The organism is Amycolatopsis sp. NPDC101161 (genome assembly GCF_044768185.1).
Taxonomy (GTDB): domain Bacteria; phylum Actinomycetota; class Actinomycetes; order Mycobacteriales; family Pseudonocardiaceae; genus Amycolatopsis.
In genome coordinates, this window is sequence record NZ_JBIWPI010000006.1 from 499,394 (window position 1) to 520,917 (window position 21,524).

2 protein-coding genes are annotated in these 21,524 nt (G+C 74.0%); both read left to right on the plus strand.

Annotated features, from left to right (window positions below):
• Positions 1-404: 404 nt before the first annotated feature.
• Entirely contained in the window at positions 405-13,682 is a 13,278-nt protein-coding gene (locus tag ACIRSS_RS40700; protein ID WP_400904852.1) for a type I polyketide synthase, read from the plus strand.
• A 44-nt stretch (positions 13,683-13,726) separates the two neighbouring features.
• A partial coding sequence (locus ACIRSS_RS40705; RefSeq protein ID WP_400904854.1) for a type I polyketide synthase occupies positions 13,727-21,524 on the plus strand: 7,798 nt, incomplete at its 3' end.

Sequence of the window (21,524 nt, forward strand, 5' to 3'; positions counted from 1 at the left end):
GGCGGTTGTCTTGAAAGAGCCATTCAAGGCGCGGGGTCTTGAATGACTCCAAGACGTTCGACATCCGGCAGTCGGCGGCAGAACGGCCTGTCCGAGGCATGCCGAACGGCGCCCCACCAGCCGGAAGAGAGCCCCCACCCGGCCAGGCCGCCTGACTGGTCAAGGTGCGCCCCGCCAGCAGCCCGCCCCACAGACCGAACCCCACCCGTCCCTGGGGGCCTGACCCCGATCCAGCCTATCGCCCACCCCCGACGAACCGCCCGGAAAAGCCAACCCACAAGCCCGGTTGTCCACAACCACCCACCCCTGGGGACAACCCACCCCCCAACCGCCGACTTTAGGGATTTGCGGGTCCCGCATGCGGTTCACTCGAGGCGACCACGCCGTGAACCCGGAGGTACCTGGTGACACTGTCTGCCGACAAGGGCAAGGACAAGGACAAGGTCGTCGAAGCGCTCCGGGCGTCCTTGCGGGACAACAAGCGCCTGCGCGAACACAACGACCGGCTCACCGAAGCCGCCCGCGAACCCATCGCCGTCGTCGCCATGGGGTGCCGCTTCCCGGGCGGCGTCACCGACCCCGACGACCTCTGGGACCTCCTGAAGAACGGCACCGACGCCATCGGCGGCTTCCCCGCCGACCGGAACTGGACCGCCGCCGAACTCGCCGGCAGCAACACCGCCGAGGGCGGCTTCCTCGACAACGCCGCCGGCTTCGACCCCGGCTTCTTCGGCATCTCCCCGCGCGAAGCGCTCGCCATGGACCCCCAACAGCGCCTCCTGCTCGAAGTCGCCTGGGAGACCTTCGAACGCGCCGGACTGGACCGAGACGCCCTGAAAGCCAGCAGTACCGGCGTCTTCATCGGCTGCAGCAACCAAGCCTACGGCTCCACCGACCTCGACACGCTCCCCGACGAAGTCCGCGGCCACCTCCTCACCGGCAGCGCCGTCTCGGTCGCCTCCGGACGGCTCGCCTACACCTTCGGCCTCGAAGGCCCCACCGTCACCGTCGACACCGCCTGCTCGTCGTCGCTCGTCGCGCTGCACCTCGCCGTGCAGGCCCTGCGCGCGGGGGAGTGCTCGATGGCGCTCGCCGGCGGCGTCACCGTCATGGCCACGCCCGCCGTCTTCGTCGAATTCACCAGCCAGGGCGGGGTTTCCGCCTCCGGCCGGTGCCGATCCTTCGCCGACACCGCCGACGGCACCGGCTGGGGCGAAGGTGCCGGCCTGCTGCTCGTCGAACGCCTTTCCGACGCACGCAAGAACGGCCACCCGGTACTCGCCGTCCTGCGCGGGTCCGCCGTGAACTCCGACGGCGCCTCCAACGGCCTCACCGCCCCCAACGGCCTTTCCCAGCAACGCGTCATCCGCGCCGCACTCGCCAACGCGGGCCTCGAACCGTCCGAAGTGGACGCTGTCGAAGCCCACGGCACCGGCACCACCCTCGGCGACCCGATCGAGGCGCAAGCCCTGCTCGCCACCTACGGACGCGACCGCGAACACCCCCTCCGGCTCGGCTCGATCAAGTCCAACATCGGGCACACCCAGGCCGCCGCCGGAGTCGCCGGTGTGATGAAAATGGTCCTCGCGCTGCGCCACGGCGAACTGCCGCGCACCCTGCACGTCACCGAGCCGTCCACACAGGTCGACTGGACGCGCGGCTCGGTCGAGCTGCTCACCGAGCACACCCCCTGGCCCGAAACCGGCGGCCCCCGACGCGCCGGCGTCTCGTCGTTCGGCGTCGGCGGCACCAACGCCCACGTCGTCCTGGAAGCAGCCGAGCCCACGACCGAAGAAACCCCAACACCACACGGCCCGACAGCCTGGGTGCTGTCCGCGCGCACCGCCGAAGCCCTACGCGCACAGGCCGACCTGCTGCGCAAAACCGTCATAGACGAGCCACGCGACGTCGGCCTGACACTCGCTGCCCGCACCGCCTGGGAACACCGCGCCGCCGTGGTCGGTGACACCGTCGAGGACCTGGTCCACGGCCTGGACGCGCTCGCGGACGCGACACCGTCGGCCGAGGTGGTCCGGGCCGTCGCCGCACCGCCGGGCAAGACCGCCTTCGTCTTCCCCGGCCAAGGTGCCCAGTGGGCCGGGATGGCCGTCGACCTCCTCGCGGCATCCCCGGTGTTCGCCGCACGCCTAACCGAGTGCGAGACAGCCCTGAAGTCCTATGTGGACTGGAGCCTGACCGACGTTCTGGGCGACACCGAGGCCTTGGAACGAGTCGACGTCGTGCAACCGGCCTCGTGGGCCGTGATGGTCTCCCTCGCGGCGCTCTGGCAGTCGGCGGGCGTGCGCCCCGGCGCGGTTGTCGGGCATTCCCAGGGCGAGATCGCCGCCGCCGTCGTCGCGGGTGCACTGTCCCTTGAGGACGGTGCTCGCGTAGTCGCCCTGCGAAGCAAGCTCATCGCCGAGAAACTCGCAGGCAAGGGCGGGATGGCCTCCGTCGCGTTGCCCGAGACCGAGGTCACCGCGAGGCTGGACGAGCGGATCAGCATCGCGGCGGTCAACAGTCCGGGTTCGGTCGTGCTGTCCGGCGAGCCGGCCGCACTCGACGAACTCGTCGAAACCTGCGTGGCCGAAGGCATCCGAGCCCGCCGCATCCCGGTCGACTACGCCTCACACTCCGCGCACGTCGAGGCCATCGAGGACGACCTCCTCGCCGCGCTCGCCCCCATCACCCCGCGCGAAGGAGAGATCCCGATCCACTCCTCGGTGCTCGGCGACTGGACCGGTCCCTTGGACGCCGGGTACTGGTACCGCAACCTGCGCCGAACGGTCTTGTTCGACACGGCCGTACGCGGCCTCGCCGAAGCCGGGTACACGACGTTCGTCGAGGTCAGCGCCCATCCCGTGCTCGCCGCGGCCGTCCAGGAAACCTTGGACGAGCCAGTCGTCGTCGGATCACTGCGCCGAGGTGACGGCGGCTTGTCGCGCTTCCTGACGTCACTGGCCGAGCTGTGGACGCGCGGCGCCGTCGTCGACTGGGCCCCGTTTTTCCCCGGCGCGCGCCCGGTCGACCTGCCCACGTACCCGTTCCAGCGCGAACGCTACTGGCTGACCCCGGCCGAAAAAGCGGCCGCGGCCGACAGTGACTTTTGGTCCGCTGTGGACAGTGGCGACGCCGAAGCGCTCGCCGGCTCCCTCGACCTCGAAGCGACGGCGCTCACCGAAGTCCTGCCCGCCCTCGCCCAGTACCGCAAGCGCCGCCACGAACAGTCCGTTGTGGACGACTGGCGCTACCGGATCGCCTGGCGGCCTTCGACTCCACCGGAAGCGAACCTCTCCGGCCGTTGGCTCGTCATCGCCCCGGCCGGCCATCCGGTCGCCGACCTCATCGACGGCCTGGCCGCGCACGGCGCCGAGCCGATCCTGCTGACCGTCGAGCCCGGCGCCCCGCTCCCGGAGCTGCCCACCGAGGGCGTCACCGGCGTCCTGTCCTTGCTCGCCTTCGCCGATGACGGCCTCTACCGGACCGTCGAGCTGGTCCGGACGGTGGCCGCGCCGCTGTGGCTGCTGACCCGCGGCGCCGTCTCCACCGGCCGCTCCGACCGGCTGGCTGACCCGGCGCAGGCGCAGGTCTGGGGCCTCGGCCGGGTCGTGGCCCTGGAGCACCCGGACCGCTGGGGCGGTCTCGTCGACCTGCCCGAAACGCTCGACGACCGCGCGCTCGGCCGCCTGGCCCGGGTACTCGCCGGAGCGAACGAAGACCAGGTCGCGATTCGCGCGGCCGGGGTGCTGGTCCGCCGCTTGGTCCCCGCGCCGCTCGGCACGCCGCGAGGGGAGTGGCGGACCAGCGGGACCGCGCTGGTCACCGGTGGCACCGGCGCGCTCGGCGCGCACGTCGCCCGCTGGCTGGCCGAAGCCGGCGCCGATCACCTGGTCCTGACCAGCCGCCGGGGTCCCGACGCGGCCGGTGCCGCCGAGCTGTGCGAAGAGCTGACCGCGCTCGGTGTCGAGGTGACCGTCGCCGCGTGCGACGTCGCCGACCGCCATGCCTTGGCCGCGCTGCTGGCCGACGTCGAACCCCGCGTCGTCGTGCACGCCGCCGGGGTCGGCCGCTCGGCCGCACTGGCCGATCTGGACCGTGCCGAGGTCGCCGAGACGCTGCGCGCGAAGGTCGACGGCGCGAAGAACCTCGACGAACTCCTCGGCGACGTCGACGCGTTCGTGCTGTTCTCCTCCAACGCCGGCGTCTGGGGCGGCGGCGGCCAGGCCGCGTACGCCGCCGCCAACGCCCACCTCGACGCCCTCGCACAGCACCGCCGCGACCGCGGCCTGCCCGCGACGTCGGTGGCGTGGGGCGCGTGGGCCGGGCCCGGCATGACCGGCGACGGCTCCGGCGAGCAGCTGCGCCGCCGGGGTATCCGCGCGATGGACCCCGCGCTCGCCCTCACCGCGCTGCGGCAGGCCCTGGCGGCCGACGAGACCTTCCTGTCCGTCGCGGACATGGACTGGACGCGGTTCGCGCCCGCCTTCACCGCCGCCCGCCCCCGCCCGCTGCTCGACGAGCTGCCCGAGGTCCGCCGGATCCTCGAGGAAACCACGGCCCCGGACGCACCGGCCAAGCAGTACCTTTCCGGGCTGAGCGAGTCCGCGCGGGCCGACGCGCTGCTCGACCTCGTCCGCGCCGAAACCGCCGCCGTGCTGGGCTACCCTGGACCCGGCTCGGTCGAGCCCGACCGGGCCTTCCGCGACCTGGGCGTCGATTCCCTGATCGCCCTCGAAGTGCGCAACCGGCTCGTCGCGGCGACCGGGCTCAAGCTGCCCGCCGTCGTGCTGTTCGACCACCCGGACCCGCGGCGGCTCGCCGCGCGGCTGGGGCACGAGCTGATCGACGCCGACCCCGTGGCGGCCGAGCAGCTCGTGTCCCGGGCGGACACCGAGGACCCGATCGCCATCGTGTCCATGGCCTGCCGCCTGCCCGGGGACGTGCGGTCGCCGGAGGACCTGTGGACCCTGGTCGCGGCCGGCGCCGAGGGCCTGTCGCCGTTCCCGGTGAACCGTGGCTGGGACCTCGACGGCGTGGGCGGGTTCGTCCACGACGCCGACGAGTTCGACGCCGCCTTCTTCGGCATCTCACCCCGGGAAGCCCTGGCCATGGACCCCCAGCAGCGGCTGCTGCTGGAAAGTGCCTGGGAGGTCTTCGAACGCGCCGGCCTCGACCCGCGCTCGCTGCGCGGCAGTGCCGCCGGGGTGTTCGTCGGCTGCGGCACCCAGGGCTACGCGACCGGCCAGACCGAAGCGCCCGAAGAGGTCGAGGGGCACCTGCTCACCGGGAACGCCGGTGCCGTGGTGTCCGGCCGGGTGTCCTACGTGCTCGGTCTGGAAGGCCCGGCGGTCACCGTCGACACGGCGTGCTCGTCGTCGCTGGTGGCGTTGCACCTGGCCGCGCAGTCGGTCCGTTCCGGCGAGTCGTCGATGGCGATCGCGGGTGGCGTCACGGTGATGGCGACGCCGGGTGCGTTCCAGGAGTTCGGCAGGCAGGGCGGCCTGGCCGGCGACGGCCGGTGCAAGGCCTTCGCCGACGCCGCCGACGGCACCGGCTGGGGCGAGGGCGTCGCGCTGGTGCTGGTCGAGCGCCTTTCGGACGCGCAGCGGCTCGGCCACCCGGTGCTCGCGCTGCTGCGTGGTTCGGCGATGAACCAGGACGGCGCGTCCAACGGCCTGAGCGCCCCGAACGGCCCGTCCCAGCAGCGCGTGATCCGCGCGGCGCTGGCGAACGCGGGTCTCGCACCGTCCGATGTGGACGCTGTCGAGGCGCACGGGACGGGCACGAGCCTGGGTGACCCGATCGAGGCCCAGGCGCTGCTGGAGACCTACGGCCGGGACCGCGAGCAGCCGCTCTGGCTCGGCTCGGTGAAGTCGAACCTGGGGCACACGCAGGCGGCGTCCGGTGTCGTCGGCGTGCTCAAGATGGTGCTGGCGATGCGGGGCGGGACACTGCCGAAGACGCTGCACGTCGACCAGCCGTCGACGCGGGTCGACTGGACGGCGGGCGAGGTCCGGCTGCTGACCGAGGCCCGGCCCTGGCCGTCCGGTGACCGGCCGCGCCGCGCGGGCGTGTCCTCGTTCGGGGTCAGCGGCACCAACGCCCACGTCATCATCGAGGAGCCACCGGCGGTTCCCGCTGTCCACAATGACCCGCAACCCGGTCTGGTGCCGTGGGTCCTGTCCGGACGGACCGAGCAGGCCGTCCGCGACGCCGCCCGCGGACTCACGACCGTCGACGGCGACCGTCTGGACATCGCGTTCGCGCTGGCCGCGCGGTCGACGTTCGAGTACCGGGCCGTGCTCGTGGGCGACGACCTCGACTCGTCCCCTTTCGCCCCGGCCGAGCCCGGGAAGACGGCGTTCCTGTTCTCCGGCCAGGGTTCGCAACGGGTCGGGATGGGCGCGGAGCTGTACGAGCGGTTCCCGGTGTTCGCCGAGGCTTTCGACACGGTGTGCGTGCACCTCGACGCGGAGCTGGACCGCCAGCTGCGCGAAGTCGTCTTCGGCGATGCCGGACTCCTTGACCAGACGGGCTACACCCAGCCCGCGCTGTTCGCCGTCGAGGTGGCGTTGTTCCGGCTGCTGGAGTCCTGGGGCGTGCTCCCGGACCACGTGGCCGGGCACTCGATCGGCGAGCTGGCCGCCGCGCACGTCGCCGGCGTGCTGTCCCTCGAGGACGCGTGCACGCTGGTCGCCGCGCGGGCGGGCTTGATGCAGGCGCTGCCCGCGAGTGGGGCGATGCTGGCCGTGCAGGCCACCGAGGACGAGGTCGCCGCCGTCCTGGACGACGGCGTGAACCTGGCCGCGGTGAACGGGCCCGAGGCCGTGGTGGTTTCGGGCGACGTCGACGCGGTCGAACGGCATTTCGCGGGACTGGGCCGCAAGGTCCGCAGGTTGACGGTCTCGCACGCGTTCCACTCGGCGGCGATGGACCCGATGCTGGCGGAGTTCGCCCGCGTGGCCGGTCGGCTGACCTACACCACACCGAAGATCCCGTTGGTGTCCACGGTGTCCGGTCACCTCGCCGGGGACGAAGTCCTGAGCCCGGAGTACTGGGTACGCCAGGTGCGCGAGACCGTCCGGTTCGCCGACGCCACGCAAACCCTCGCCGGACTCGGCGTCACGCGGGCGCTCGAACTCGGCCCCGACGGCGTGCTCTCGGCCGTGGCCGCCTTCCCGTCGGTGCCGGTGCTGCGCAAGGACCGCGCCGAGTACCCGAGCCTGCTCACCGCGCTGGCCGACGCGCACACCCGCGGCCACACCGTCGACTGGAGTGCGGTCCTGCGCGCGGCGCACCCCGGGTACGTCCCTCGCACGGTCGCCTTGCCGACTTACCCGTTCCAGCGCAAGCGCTTCTGGCTGGAGAACCGGTCGTCGCACCGGCCGTCCCCGATCGGGGAGTACGAAGTCACCTGGCAGACCGTCGCCGACCCGGGCGAGGTCTCACTGTCCGGAAACTGGCTCGCCGTGGTGCCCGCGGGCGCCGACTCGCACCTTCTGGACGACGTGCTCGAGGTCGCTCCCGGAGACGACCGGGCGTCGATCGCCGCGCGCCTGCGAGGCCGGGACGTCACCGGCGTAGTGTCCACTTTGGACGTCCAAGGTCAGCTCGCGCTGGTCCAAGCGCTCGGGGACGCGGGGATCGACGCGCCGCTGTGGTGCGTCACCCGCGGCGCGGTCGCCGCGGCCGAGGGCGACGTGCCGGATCCGGCGCAGGCGATGGTCTGGGGCCTCGGCCGCACCGTTGCCCTGGAACACCCGCACCGCTGGGGCGGCCTCGTCGACCTGCCCGCCGACGAGTCCGTGCCCGCCCGCCTCCACGCGATCCTCGGCGGCGCGACCGGGGAAGACGAGGTCGCCCTCCGCGGGGCCGCGGTGCTGGCCCGGCGGCTCACCCGCCGCGCGGCCCGTCCGGGGACGCCGTGGCAGCCGAGCGGCACCGTCCTGGTCACCGGCGGCACCGGCGCCCTCGGCCGGCACGTCGCCCGCTGGCTGGCCGGCGCCGGCGCCGAGCACCTCGTCCTGACCAGCCGCCGCGGCCCCGACGCCCCCGGTGCGGCCGCCCTGCGCGAAGAGCTGACCGCGCTCGGCGCCCGGGTCGACGTCCTGGCCTGCGACAGCACCGACCGCGCGGCGCTCGCCGCGACCCTGGACACCGTCGGCGAACTCACCGCCGTTGTGCACACCGCCGGGGTGCTGGCCGACGGCGTGCTCGAAGCCCTCACCCCGCAGCGGCTCGCCGAGGTCGTCGACGCCAAGGCCGTCGCGGCCCGGAACCTGCACGAACTGACCGCCGGGCACCCGCTAAAAGCGTTCGTCCTGTTCTCCTCCTGCGCGGGCACCTTCGGCGCGGCGGGGCAGGGCAACTACGCGGCCGCGAACGCCTACCTCGATGCGCTCGCCGAACAGCGCCGGGCCCAGGGACTGGTGGCGACGTCGGTCGCTTGGGGACCGTGGTCCGACGGCGGGATGGCCACGGCGGCGGCCGCCGAGGAGCACCTCGGCCGCACCGGGCTCGTCCCGCTGCGGCCCGACCGGGCGATCGCCGCACTGCGGGCCGCGGTCGAGAGCGGCGGCGCGGCCGTCACCGTCGCCGACATCGACTGGGACCGGTTCGCGGCCGCGCTCACCGCGCACCGCCCGAGCCCGCTGCTCGCCGACCTCCCGGACGTCCGGCCCGCGGCGCCCACGGATTCCCTCGTGGACAAGCTCGCCAACGCAAGCGACGCGGAGAAGCTGCTGCTCAAGGTGGTACGCGAGCAGGTGGCGTTCGCGCTCGGCCACCGCTCGGCCGATGACGTCCCGGCCGGCCGGACCTTCAAGGAGCTGGGGTTCGACTCGCTGACCGCGGTCGAGCTGCGCAACCGCCTCGACACGGCGACCGGGCTGCGGCTGCCGGCCACGCTCGCGTTCGACTACCCGACCGCGACCGCGCTGGCGGCGTACCTCCGCGCCGAACTGCTGGGCGCGGTCGACGAGACGCCGGCAGTCGCCGCGAAGGATACCGACGAGCCGATCGCCATCGTCGGGATGAGCTGCCGCTTCCCCGGCGGGGTGCGCAACCCGGACGAACTCTGGGCCCTGCTCGCCGAGGGCCGCGACGCCGTCACGGAGTTCCCCACCGACCGCGGCTGGGACACCGGCGCGCTCTACGACCCCGACCCCGACCACGCCGGAACGACGTACGTCCGCGAAGGCGGGTTCCTGGCCGGCGCCGACCGGTTCGACGCCGAGTTCTTCGGGATCTCACCCCGCGAGGCGCTGGCCATGGACCCGCAGCAGCGGCTCCTGCTGGAGGCGTCCTGGGAGGCCCTGGAGCACGCGGGCATCGACCCGCTCTCGGTGCGCGGCGCGCCCGTCGGGGTGTTCGCCGGGACCAACGGGCAGGACTACACCGCGGCCCTGCACTTCGGCGAAGAGAGCGTCGACGGCTACCTCGCCACCGGCAGCGCGGGCAGTGTCCTTTCCGGACGGATCGCCTACGAGCTCGGCCTCGAAGGCCCGGCCATGACGGTCGACACGGCGTGCTCGTCGTCGCTGGTCGCGCTGCACCTGGCCGCCCAGTCGCTGCGTGCGGGCGAATGCTCCCTGGCCCTGGCCGGCGGGGTGACGATCATGTCGACCCCCGGGCTGTTCGTGGAGTTCAGCCGGCAGCGCGGGCTGGCGCCGGACGGGCGGTGCAAGGCGTTCGCCGACACCGCCGACGGCACCGGCTGGGGCGAAGGCGTCGGCGTCGTGCTCGTCGAACGGCTCTCCGACGCCCGCCGTCACGGCCACCCCGTGCTGGCGATCGTGCGGGGTTCCGCGGTCAACCAGGACGGCGCGTCCAACGGGCTCACCGCGCCCAACGGGCCGTCGCAGCAGCGGGTCATCCGGGCGGCGCTGGCGAACGGCGGCCTGGAACCGTCCGATGTGGACGCCGTCGAGGCGCACGGCACCGGGACGACCCTGGGTGACCCGATCGAGGCGCAGGCGCTGCTGGCGACGTACGGCCGGGACCGCGAAGAGCCGCTGTGGCTGGGCTCGATCAAGTCCAACGTCGGCCACACGCAGGCCGCGGCCGGGGTCGCCGGCGTGATCAAGATGGTGCTGGCCCTGCGCCACGGCGTGCTGCCGGCGACGCTGCACGTCGGTGCGCCGTCGCGGCACGTCGACTGGGACAGCGGCGCGGTGTCGTTGCTGACCGAGCAGCGGCCGTGGCCCGAGCGGGAAGGTCCGCGTCGCGCCGGGATCTCGTCGTTCGGGGTCAGCGGCACGAACGCGCACATCATCGTCGAGCAGCCACCCGAGCGCCCCGAGGTGGCGCTCGATGCGGACGGCGGCTCGGGGCCGGTGCCGTGGGTGCTGTCGGGCCGGTCCGAAGCGGCGGTCCGTGACCGCGCGGCCGCCCTGGCCGAGGTGCCCGGGAGCGTCGCGGAGATCGCGTGGTCGCTGGTGCGCACCCGATCGACCTTCGAACACCGTGCGGTCGTCCTCGCCGACCACCGCGACGGGGTGCGCGGGCTGGCCGCCGACGCGCCGGGGTCGTCCGTGGTCACCGGCACGGCCGGGGCCGCGGGGGAGACGGTGTTCGTCTTCCCCGGCCAGGGTGCGCAGTGGGCGGGCATGGCCGTCGGCTTGCTCGGCGAGCCCGTCTTCGCGGACCGGCTCGCCGAATGCGCCGCCGCGCTGGAGCCGTACGTGGACTGGTCGCTGACCGACGTCCTCGGCGACGCGGCGGCGCTGGAACGGGTCGACGTGGTGCAGCCCGCGTCCTGGGCCGTGATGGTGTCGCTGGCCGCGCTGTGGCGCTCGGCCGGCGTCGAACCCGACGCCGTCGCCGGGCACTCGCAGGGCGAGATCGCGGCGGCGGTCGTCGCGGGTGGACTGTCCCTCGAGGACGGTGCGAAGGTCGTCGCGCTGCGCAGCAAGGCGATCGCCGCCGGGCTCGCGGGCCGCGGCGGCATGGCCTCGGTCGCACTCGACGCCGTACGTGTCGCGGAGCTGCTGCCGGACGGGGTCGCGATCGCGGCCTACAACAGCCCGGCGTCGACGGTGGTGTGCGGCGACCCGGCCGCCCTGGACGAGCTGATCGCCCACTGCGCGGAGCGGGACATCCGCGCCCGGCGGATCCCGGTCGACTACGCCTCCCACTCGAGCTACGTGGAAGGCATCCGCGACGAGCTCCGCGAGGTCCTCGCGGGCCTGGGGCCGCGCACGGGCGACATCCCGTTCTACTCCGCGGTGACCGCCGAACCGGTCGACACGGCCACCCTCGACGGCGGCTACTGGTACCGGAACCTGCGCGAGCCGGTCCGCTTCCTCGACACGACCCGGACGCTCATCGAGCGCGGGCACCGGTTCTTCGTCGAGGTCAGCGCGCACCCGGTGCTGCTCAGCGCGGTCCAGGAGACCCTCGACGACGCCCCCGGCGTCGTCGTCGGAACGCTCCGCCGCGGTGAAGGTGATCCGCGCCGCTTCCTGACCTCGGTCGCCGAGCTGTGGACGCAGGGGCACACCGTCGACTGGACGGCCTTCGTGCCCGAGACGCGCACGATCAGCTTGCCCACCTACCCGTTCCAGCACCGGCGTTACTGGCCGAAGCCCGCGCAGCCCGCGGCGCCGGCCGGGGACCCGCTCGACGAGCGGTTCTGGGAAGCGGTGGAACGCGAGGACGTGACGTCGCTCGCCGGCACCCTCGCGATCGCGCCGGAACCCCTCGGTGACGTCCTGCCCGCCCTCGCGTCCTGGCGGCGCAGCCGGCTCGAACAGTCCACTGTGGATGGCTGGCGTTACCGGATCACGTGGAAGCCTCTGGCGATCAACGAACCGCCTCTCGAAGGCACCTGGCTGCTCGTCACGCCGGAAGGCGACCACGCCTGGATCGACGCGGGCCGGAAGGCCGTCGAGGACGCGGGCGCCACCGTCGTCGCGCTGACCGTCGGCGACACCGACCGCGCCACGCTCGGCAAGCGCCTGGTCGACCTCGCCCCGGTGGACGGCGTGCTCTCGCTGCTGGCGCTCGACCCGGCTGGGCAACGCGGGATCGAGAACACCCTGCTCCTGACCCAGGCGCTCGGCGATGCCGGGATCGCCGCCCCGCTCTGGCTCGCCACGGCGGGCGCGGTCGCCACCGGCCGCGGCGACGTGCTCACCGACGCCGGCCAGGCCCAGGTCTGGGGCCTGGGCCGGGTCATCGGCCTGGAACACGCCGACCGCTGGGGCGGCCTGATCGACCTGCCCGAGACGACGGACGACCGCGACCGGCGGCGGCTGGCCGGGCTCCTCGCCGCGGCGGGCGACGAAGACCAGGTCGCCGTCCGGACGTCCGGGGTGCTCACCCGCCGCCTGGTCCCCGCCCCGCTCGGCGAGGGCGCCCCGGCCCGCGACTGGCGGCCGTCCGGCACCGTGCTGATCACCGGCGGCACAGGCGGGGTCGGCGCGCACGTCGCCCGCTGGCTCGCCGGCCGCGGGGCACAACGCCTGGTACTGACCAGCAGGCGCGGTGAAACGGCGCCGGGCGCGACCGAACTCCGCGACGAACTGGCCGGGCTCGGCGCCGAGACGACGATCGCCGCCTGCGACGTCGCCGACCGAGCGGCCCTCAAGACGCTGCTCGACGAGCTGGCCGAAGCCGGTACGCCCGTCCGGGCCGTCTTCCACGCGGCCGGGATCGTCCAGGGCACCGCGCTGGACGACACCGACCTCGCCGAGTTCGCCGAGGTGGTGGCGGCCAAGGTCGACGGCGCCACGCACCTCGACGAGCTCCTGGACGACGTCGACGCGTTCGTCCTGTTCTCCTCCAACGCCGGCGTCTGGGGCAGCGGCGGCCAGGGCGCGTACGCGGCGGGCAATGCCTTCCTCGACGCGCTCGCCCAGCGCCGCCGCGACCGCGGGCTCACCGCGACTTCGGTCGCGTGGGGCGCCTGGCGGGGCGCGGGCATGGCGGGTGACAACGACGCCGAGGAGCACCTGCGCCGCCGCGGCGTCGGCGCGATGCCCCCGGAGCGGGCGCTGCTCGCGCTGGGCCAGGCGCTCGACCGCAACGAAACCGTCCTCACCGTCGCCGACGTCGACTGGGACCGGTTCGTCCGGGGCTTCACCGCCGCGCGGCCGCGGCCATTGCTCGACGACCTGCCCGCGGTCCGCCGGGCCCTGGACGCCCAGCGGGCCGAACCGGAGGCGACGGCGGAGTCGTTCACCAGCAGGCTGACCGGCCTGCCGCCGGTCGAGCAGGAGCGCGTGGTCCTCGACCACGTCCGCGACGCCATCGCCCGGGTCCTAGGGCACTCCGGTGCCGGCGAGGTCGACGCGCACCGGCCGTTCAAGGAGCTCGGCTTCGATTCCCTGACCGCGGTGGAGCTGCGCAACCGCCTGCGCGCGGCGACCGGGCTGAAGCTGCCCGCCACCCTCGTCTTCGACCACCCGACGCCGTCGGCGCTGGCCGGGTTCCTGCTTTCGGCGCTGGCCGGCGAAGAAGCCTCGGTCTTGACGGAGCTCGACCGGATCGAAGCGCTGGTTTCAGGGGTTTCCCCAGAGGATGCCGCCTTTGGTCAAATCACCAGCCGCCTTCGGACCATGCTGGACAAGCTGGGGGAAGCGCGGGCGCCCGACGGCCGTCCCCGGGTCGCCCAGCAGCTCGAAGCCGCGACGGACGACGAAATTTTCGACTTCATCCACCGGGAGCTCGGCAGGTCGTGACGACGCGCCGGTGAAACGCACGAAGACCACAGGCGAGGGCGCTGGTGAACGAAGACAAGCTCCGGGACTACCTGAAGTGGGTCACGACCGACCTCGCCGAGACCCGGCAACGCCTCCAGGAGCTGGAGGCGGGGGAGAAGGAGCCGATCGCGATCGTCGCGATGGGCTGCCGGTTCCCGGGCGGCGTGACCTCTCCGGAGGAGCTTTGGGACCTCGTCGAGAGCGGCGCCGACGCGATGACGCCGTTCCCGGCCGACCGCGGCTGGGACACCACCGGCGGCGACTACGCGCGCACGGGCGGGTTCGTCGACACCGCCACGACGTTCGACCCGGCGTTCTTCGGCATCAGCCCGCGCGAAGCGCTCGCCACCGACCCGCAGCAGCGGCTCCTGCTCGAAGTGTCCTGGGAGGTCTTCGAACGCGCGGGCATCGACCCCGGCTCGCTCGCCGGGACTTCGGCGGGGGTCTTCGTCGGCTCGACGCCGTCCGGGTACGGCGTGGGGAGCGAGACCGACGAGGTCGCCGGGCATCTGCTCACGGGCAACGCGGGCAGCGTCCTGTCCGGCCGGCTCGCCTACAGCTACGGCCTGGAAGGTCCCGCCGTCACCGTCGACACGGCGTGCTCGTCGGCGCTGGTCGCGCTGCACCTCGCCTGTCAGGCCCTGCGCAAGCGCGAGTGCTCCCTTGCCCTGGCCGGCGGCGCGACGATCATGTCGACCCCGGCCGTCTTCCTGGAGTTCGCCCGCCAGGGCGGGCTGGCCGGCGACGGCCGGTGCAAGCCGTTCGCCGAGGCCGCCGACGGCACCGGCTGGGGCGAGGGCGTCGGCCTGCTGCTGCTGGAGCGCCTGTCCGACGCGCGGCGCCGCAACCACCCGGTGCTCGCCGTGGTCGAGGGCTCGGCCGTCAACTCCGACGGCGCGTCCAACGGCCTCACCGCGCCGAACGGACCGTCGCAGCAGCGGGTCATCCGTGCCGCGCTGGCCGCCGCCGGGCTGTCGCCGTCCGATGTGGACGTCGTCGAAGCGCACGGCACCGGCACCACCCTCGGCGACCCGATCGAGGCGCAGGCGCTGCTGGCCACCTACGGGCAGCACCGCCCGGCGGACCGGCCGCTGCGCGTGGGCGCGGTGAAGTCCAACATCGGGCACACCCAGGCCGCCTCCGGCGCGGCCGGCGTCATCAAGATGGTCCTCGCCCTGCGGCACGGGCGCCTCCCGCGGACTCTGCACCTGGACGCGCCGACGTCCCACGTGGACTGGTCGGCCGGCGCCGTCGAGCTGCTGGCCGAGCCGATGCCGTGGCCGGAGCGGGACGCGCCCCGCCGGGCCGGCGTGTCCGCGTTCGGCGTCAGCGGCACCAACGCCCACGTCCTGCTGTCGGAAGCACCCGCGGCCGACGAGAACGACGTGCCGCCGGTCGTGCCGGGCCTGCTGCCGTTCCTGGTTTCCGCGCGCGGCGCGGTCGCGCTGCGGGCGCAGGCCGCCAGCCTCAAGTCCGTTGTGGACAGTGCGGACCTGCCGGACCTCTCGTGGTCGCTGGCCACCGGCCGGGCCGCCCTCGACGACCGCGCGGTCATCCTCGCCGAGGACCGCGCCGAGCTGCTGCGCGGCCTCGACGCCCTCGCCGCGGACGGCGTCGCGCCCGGCCTGGTCCGCGGCACGGTCCGGCCCGGGAAGCTGGCCTTCCTCTTCACCGGCCAAGGCTCCCAGCGAGCCGGGATGGGCGCGGAGCTGCACGCCCGGTTCCCGGTGTTCGCCGCGGCCTTCGACGCGGTGTGCGCGGAGTTCGACCGGCACCTCGACCGTCCACTGCGGACGGTAATCGCGTCGGGTGAGCACCTCGACGACACCGCGTACACCCAGCCCGCGTTGTTCGCGGTCGAGGTGGCGCTGTACCGGCTGGCCGAGTCGTGGGGGTACGTCCCGGACTACCTGCTCGGCCATTCGATCGGCGAGCTGGTCGCCGCGCACGTCGCCGGAGTCCTGTCGCTGGCCGACGCGTGCACGCTGGTCGCCGCCCGCGGCCGGCTCATGCAGGCGCTGCCCGCGGGCGGCGCGATGGTGGCCGTCCAAGCTGCCGAGGACGAGATCGACCTGGTCGACGGCCTCTCGATCGCCGCCGTCAACGCTCCCGGTTCGCTGGTCCTGTCGGGTGACGAGGACGTCGTGCTGGCCGCGGCCGGGCACTTCGCCGGGCTCGGCCGCAAGACCAAGCGCCTCGACGTCTCGCACGCGTTCCACTCCGCCCGCATGGACGGCATGCTCGCCGAATTCCGTCAGGTCATCGAGGGGCTCACCTTCCACCCGCCGAAGATCGCGGTCGTTTCCAATGTCACCGGCACCCTCGCCGACCGCCTGACCTCGGCGGACTACTGGGGTTCGCACGTCCGCGAGGCCGTGCGGTTCGCCGACGGCGTCGGCTGGCTGCGCGACGCGGGCGTGACCGGGTTCCTCGAAGTGGGTCCCGACGGCGCGCTGGCCGCGCTCGCCCAGGAATGCCTGTCCGACGGCGCCGCGGTCACGGCGCTGCTGCGCCGCGACCGGCCGGAGCCGCAGGCCGCGCTGACCGGCCTGGCCCGGCTGCACGTGTCCGGCCACGGGCCCGACTGGTCGGCCGTCCTGCCCGGCGGCCGCCGGATCGACCTCCCGACGTACGGCTTCCAGCGGCAGCGCTACTGGCTGGAGCCGTCGCCCGCGACCGGCGCCGGGGACGACGCGTTCTGGTCCGCGGTGGACACCGGCACCCTCGCCGACGTCCTGAACCTGCCGGCCGACGCGGTCGGCGACCTGCTGCCCGCGCTGTCGGCCTACCGCGCCCAGCGGCAAGAGAAGTCCACAGTGGACGCCTGGCGCTACGGGATCGGCTGGACGCCGGTGCCGACCACACCGGCCCCGCTCACCGGGACGTGGCTGGCCGTCGTTCCGGAGGGTTTCACGTCACCGGTGCTCGACGCCCTGGTGAGCCGCGGGTTCGTCCCCGTGACGCTCGACCGGCTGCCGGAGCACGCCGACGGGGTCCTTTCGCTGCTGGCTCTGGACGGCGAGGCGTCCACGGCTCTCCTGCGCACCATCGAGCTGGTCCGCGGCGCGACCGCCCCCGTCTGGGTCGCCACCCGGGGCGCGGTCTCCACCGGGCAGTCCGACCCGCTGCGCGCCCCCGAGCAGGCGCCGCTGTGGGGCCTCGGCCGGGTCGCCGCGCTGGAGTACCCGCAGCGCTGGGGCGGTCTGGTCGACCTGCCCGCCGACCTGGACGACCGCGCCCTCGACCGGCTGACGGCCGTCCTGACCTCGGCCGAAGACCAGGTGGCGCTGCGCGCTTCGGGTGTCTTCGGCCGCCGGCTGCGGCGGTCCACTGGCCCGGCCGCCGAGCCGTGGTCGCCCGCCGGGACCGTGCTGATCACCGGTGGTACCGGAGCGCTGGGCGCGGTCGTCGCGCGCACGCTCGCCGAGGGCGGCGCCGGCCACCTCGTGCTGGCCGGCCGCCGCGGCCTCGACGCCCCGGGCGCGACGGCCCTGCGGGACGAGCTGGCCGCGCTCGGCACCCAGGTCACCGTCGCGGCCTGCGACGTCGGCGACCGGGACGCCGTGGCCGGCCTGCTGGCCACGCTGCCCGACCTCGACGCCGTCATCCACACCGCCGGGGTCCTCGACGACGCCGTGCTCGACGGCGTCACCGCCGACCAGCTCGGCGCCGTGTTCCGGCCCAAGCTCGACGCGGCCCGGCACCTCGACGAGCTGACCCGCGACCGCCAGCTGTCCGCGTTCGTCCTGTTCTCGTCGTTCGCGGGCAGCCTCGGCGCGGTCGGGCAGGCCGCCTACGCCGCCGCGAACGCCGGCCTCGACGCGCTGGCCGAGCAGCGCCGCGCCGCCGGGCTGCCCGCCACCGCCGTGGCCTGGGGTCCGTGGGGCGGCAGCGGGATGGCGGCCGACGACCTGGTCGCCGACCGGATGCGCCGGGGCGGCGTGCCGCCGATGCCGCCGCGCCTGGCCGTGGCCGCGTTGCGCCGCGCGATCGCCGGCGGGGAGCCGAACCCGATCGTCGCGGACGTCGACTGGGCGAAGTTCGTGCCCGGCTTCACCACCACCCGTCCCAGCCCGCTGCTCGCCGACCTGCCCGAAGCGCGGGACGCGATGAGCACTCCCGACGAGCAGCCTCTTCTCGCGCGGCTGGCCGAACTGTCCACAGAGGACCAGAACGCGCTCCTGCTGGACGTCGTCCGCGCGCAGGCCGCCGCCGTGCTCGGCTATCCCGGGCCGGACGCGGTCGAGCCCGACCGGGCGTTCAAGGACCTCGGCGTCGACTCGCTGACCGCCGTCGAGCTGCGCAACGGCCTCGGCGCCGCGACCGGGCGCCCACTGCCCGCGACGCTGGTGTTCGACTACCCGACCCCGGCCGCCGTCGCCGGCTACCTGCGCGAAGAGCTGGCCGGGACCGCCGTGGCCCCGGTCGTCACGCGGTCCGCCGTCGTCGAGGACGAGCCGCTCGCCATCGTGTCGATGGCCTGCCGCCTGCCCGGCGGCGTCCGCTCGCCCGAAGACCTATGGGACCTCTTGGCCGGGGGCCGCGACGCCGTCACCACCTTCCCCGAAGACCGCGGCTGGCCCCTGGCCGACCTGTACCACCCGGACCGCGGCCACGAGGGCACCAGCTACACGCGCCACGGCGGCTTCCTCGACGGTGTGGCCGACTTCGACCCCGGCTTCTTCGGGATTTCGCCGCGTGAAGCGTTGGCGATGGACCCGCAGCAGCGGCTGCTGCTGGAGACGTCGTGGGAAACCTTCGAGCGCGCGGGCATCGATCCCTTGTCGCTGCGCGGTTCCCAGGTCGGTGTCTACATCGGAACCAACGGCCAGGACTACGCGACTTTGCTGCGCGAGGCCGGCGAAGGCGGTTCGGAAGGCCATGCCGGAACCGGGAACGCCGGCTCGGTCGTCTCCGGCCGGATCTCCTACGTGCTGGGCTTGGAAGGCCCCGCCGTCACCGTCGACACGGCGTGTTCGTCGTCGCTGGTGGCGCTGCACTGGGCGGCGCAGTCGCTGCGCTCGGGCGAGTCCTCGATGGCACTCGTCGGCGGCGTCACGGTGATGACTACGCCGGGCGCGTTCCTCGAGTTCAGCAAGCAGGGCGGCTTGGCCGAAGACGGCCGCTGCAAGGCGTTCGCCGACGGCGCGGACGGCACGGGCTGGGGCGAAGGCGTCGGGCTCATCCTCGTCGAGCGCTTGTCCGATGCCCGCCGCAACGGGCACCCGGTGCTCGCGCTGGTGCGCGGCTCGGCGGTCAACCAGGACGGCGCGTCGAACGGCTTGACCGCCCCCAACGGACCTTCGCAGCAACGCGTGATCCGCGCGGCGCTGGCGAGCGCGGGACTCGAACCGTCCGATGTGGACGCGGTCGAGGCGCACGGCACCGGGACGACCCTGGGCGACCCGATCGAGGCGCAGGCGCTCATCGCCGCCTACGGCCAGGACCGCGAGCGGCCGCTGTGGCTCGGTTCGCTGAAGTCCAACATCGGGCACACGCAGGCGGCGGCGGGCGTCGCCGGGATCATCAAGATGGTCCTCGCGCTGGGGCACGGCCTGCTGCCGAAGACGCTGCACGTCGACCGGCCGTCGCGGCACATCGACTGGGACAGCGGCGCGGTCGCGTTGCTGACCGAAGCGCAGGCCTGGCCGGAAGACGCGGGTCCACGGCGCGCGGGCGTGTCGTCGTTCGGCGTCAGCGGCACGAACGCCCACGTGATCCTCGAAGGCGTGCCCGCGGCCGAGTCTCCGGCGGCTCCGGGTGGTCTCGTCCCGTGGGTGCTGTCCGGCCGGTCCGAAGCCGCGCTGCGGGACGCCGCTCGTGACCTGCTGCGACTGCCGGACGCCGACGTCACCGACGTGGCCGCCGGCCTGGCCGGACGCGCCGCGTTCGAACACCGGGCCGTCGTCCTCGGCGCGGACTTCGCCGAACTGGCGACCGGTCTCGAAGCCCTCGCGGCCGGCGGGACGGCGCCGAACCTGGTCCACGGCGTCCAGTCGGCCGGCAAGTCGGCGTTCCTGTTCTCCGGCCAGGGTTCGCAGCGCGTCGGGATGGGCGCGGAGCTGTACGCGCGGTTCCCGGTGTTCGCGGACGCGTTCGACGCGGTCTGCGCGCTGGTGGACTCGGCGCTGGACCGCCCGCTGCGCGAAGTCGTCTTCGGCGACGCGTCACTCCTGGACGAGACCGGGTACACGCAGCCCGCGCTGTTCGCGGTCGAGGTGGCGTCGTTCCGGCTGCTGGAGTCGTGGGGCGTCCGGCCGGACTACGTGGCGGGTCATTCGATCGGTGAGCTGGCGGCCGCGCACGTCGCCGGAGTGCTGTCCATCGAGGACGCGTGCCGACTGGTGGTGGCCCGGGCGGGTCTGATGCAGGCCCTGCCGACGGGTGGCGCGATGCTGGCCGTGCAGGCCACCGAGGACGAGGTTGCCGCGGTTCTGTGCAACGGCGTGGGTTTCGCGGCCCTCAACGGTCCACAAGCGACGGTCGTCTCGGGGGAGGTCGACGCCGTCGAATCGATCGAACGGCACTTCGCCGGGCTGGGCCGCAAGGTCCGGCGGCTCCCGGTGTCGCACGCGTTCCACTCGGCGCTGATGGACCCGATGCTGGACGCGTTCGCGGCGGTCGCCGACGACCTGACCTTCCACGCGCCGAAGATCCCGCTGGTGTCCACAGTGTCCGGTCGACTGGCTGGCGACGAGATCCTGACGCCGGTGTACTGGGTGCGCCAGGTCCGTGAGCCGGTGCGGTTCGCGGACGCCGTCGGCGCGTTGGCCGAGCTTGGTGTGACCGGCTGCGTCGAGCTGGGCCCGGACGGGGTGCTCGCCGCGCTGGCGCAGGAAACCCTGCCCGCGACAGCGACGCTGCGCAAGGACCGGCCCGAGGAGCGCACGCTGCTCACCGCGCTGGCCCACCTCCACGTCGCCGGCCGCGGCCCGGACTGGACCGCGGTGGTGCCCCCGGCGCGGTTCGTCGTGCTGCCGACTTACCCGTTCCAGCGCGAACGGTTCTGGCCCCGCATCACCGAGACCGCACCGGATACCGAATTCTGGACGGCGATCGAGCACGCCGACCTGACCGCACTGTCGTCCACTCTGGACCCCGCTGAACTGGCCAGCCTGGAAACGGCGTTGCCGCTGCTCGCCCGGTGGCACAGCGAGTCGTCCACTGTGGACAAGTGGCGGTACGCCGTGAACTGGCGGCCGCTGTCCGGGCCCGCCGGAGGAGCGCCGGGCACATGGCTGCTCGTGCTTCCGGAGCACGGTGTCGAGCCGGACTTCCTCGAGACGCTGACCGCGGGCCTCGACTGCGTTCCCGCGCGCATGGCCGAACTGCCCGACGGCGACTTCGCGGGGGTGCTGTCCCTGCTGGCCTTCGACGAGCGCCCGGCACCGGACGCGCCCGCGATCTCGGCGGGGCTCGCGGCGACTCTGGAACTCGTCCAGGCACTCGATGGCACGGCATCGCTGTGGTGCGCGACATCGGGTGCGGTCTCGGTCGGCGGCGCCGACCCGGTCCGCAGCGCGACGCAGGCGGCGCTCTGGGGCTTCGGCCGCACCGCCGCCCTCGAACACGCAGACCGTTGGGGCGGTTTGGTCGACCTGCCGGCAGTCCTCGACGCCCGCGCGGTAGCCCGGCTCGCGGGTGTGCTCGGCGGCACCGAGGACCAGGTCGCTGTCCGCGACGCCGCGGTTTACGGCGCACGCTTGAACCGCGCGCCCGCCCGGGTCGTGAGTGAGAAACAGCGTTCTAACACTGTTTCTCACTCACGACCGGCGCCCGCCGTACGCCCCGGGGGCCCCCCCCGGGCCGGGGGGGTACACC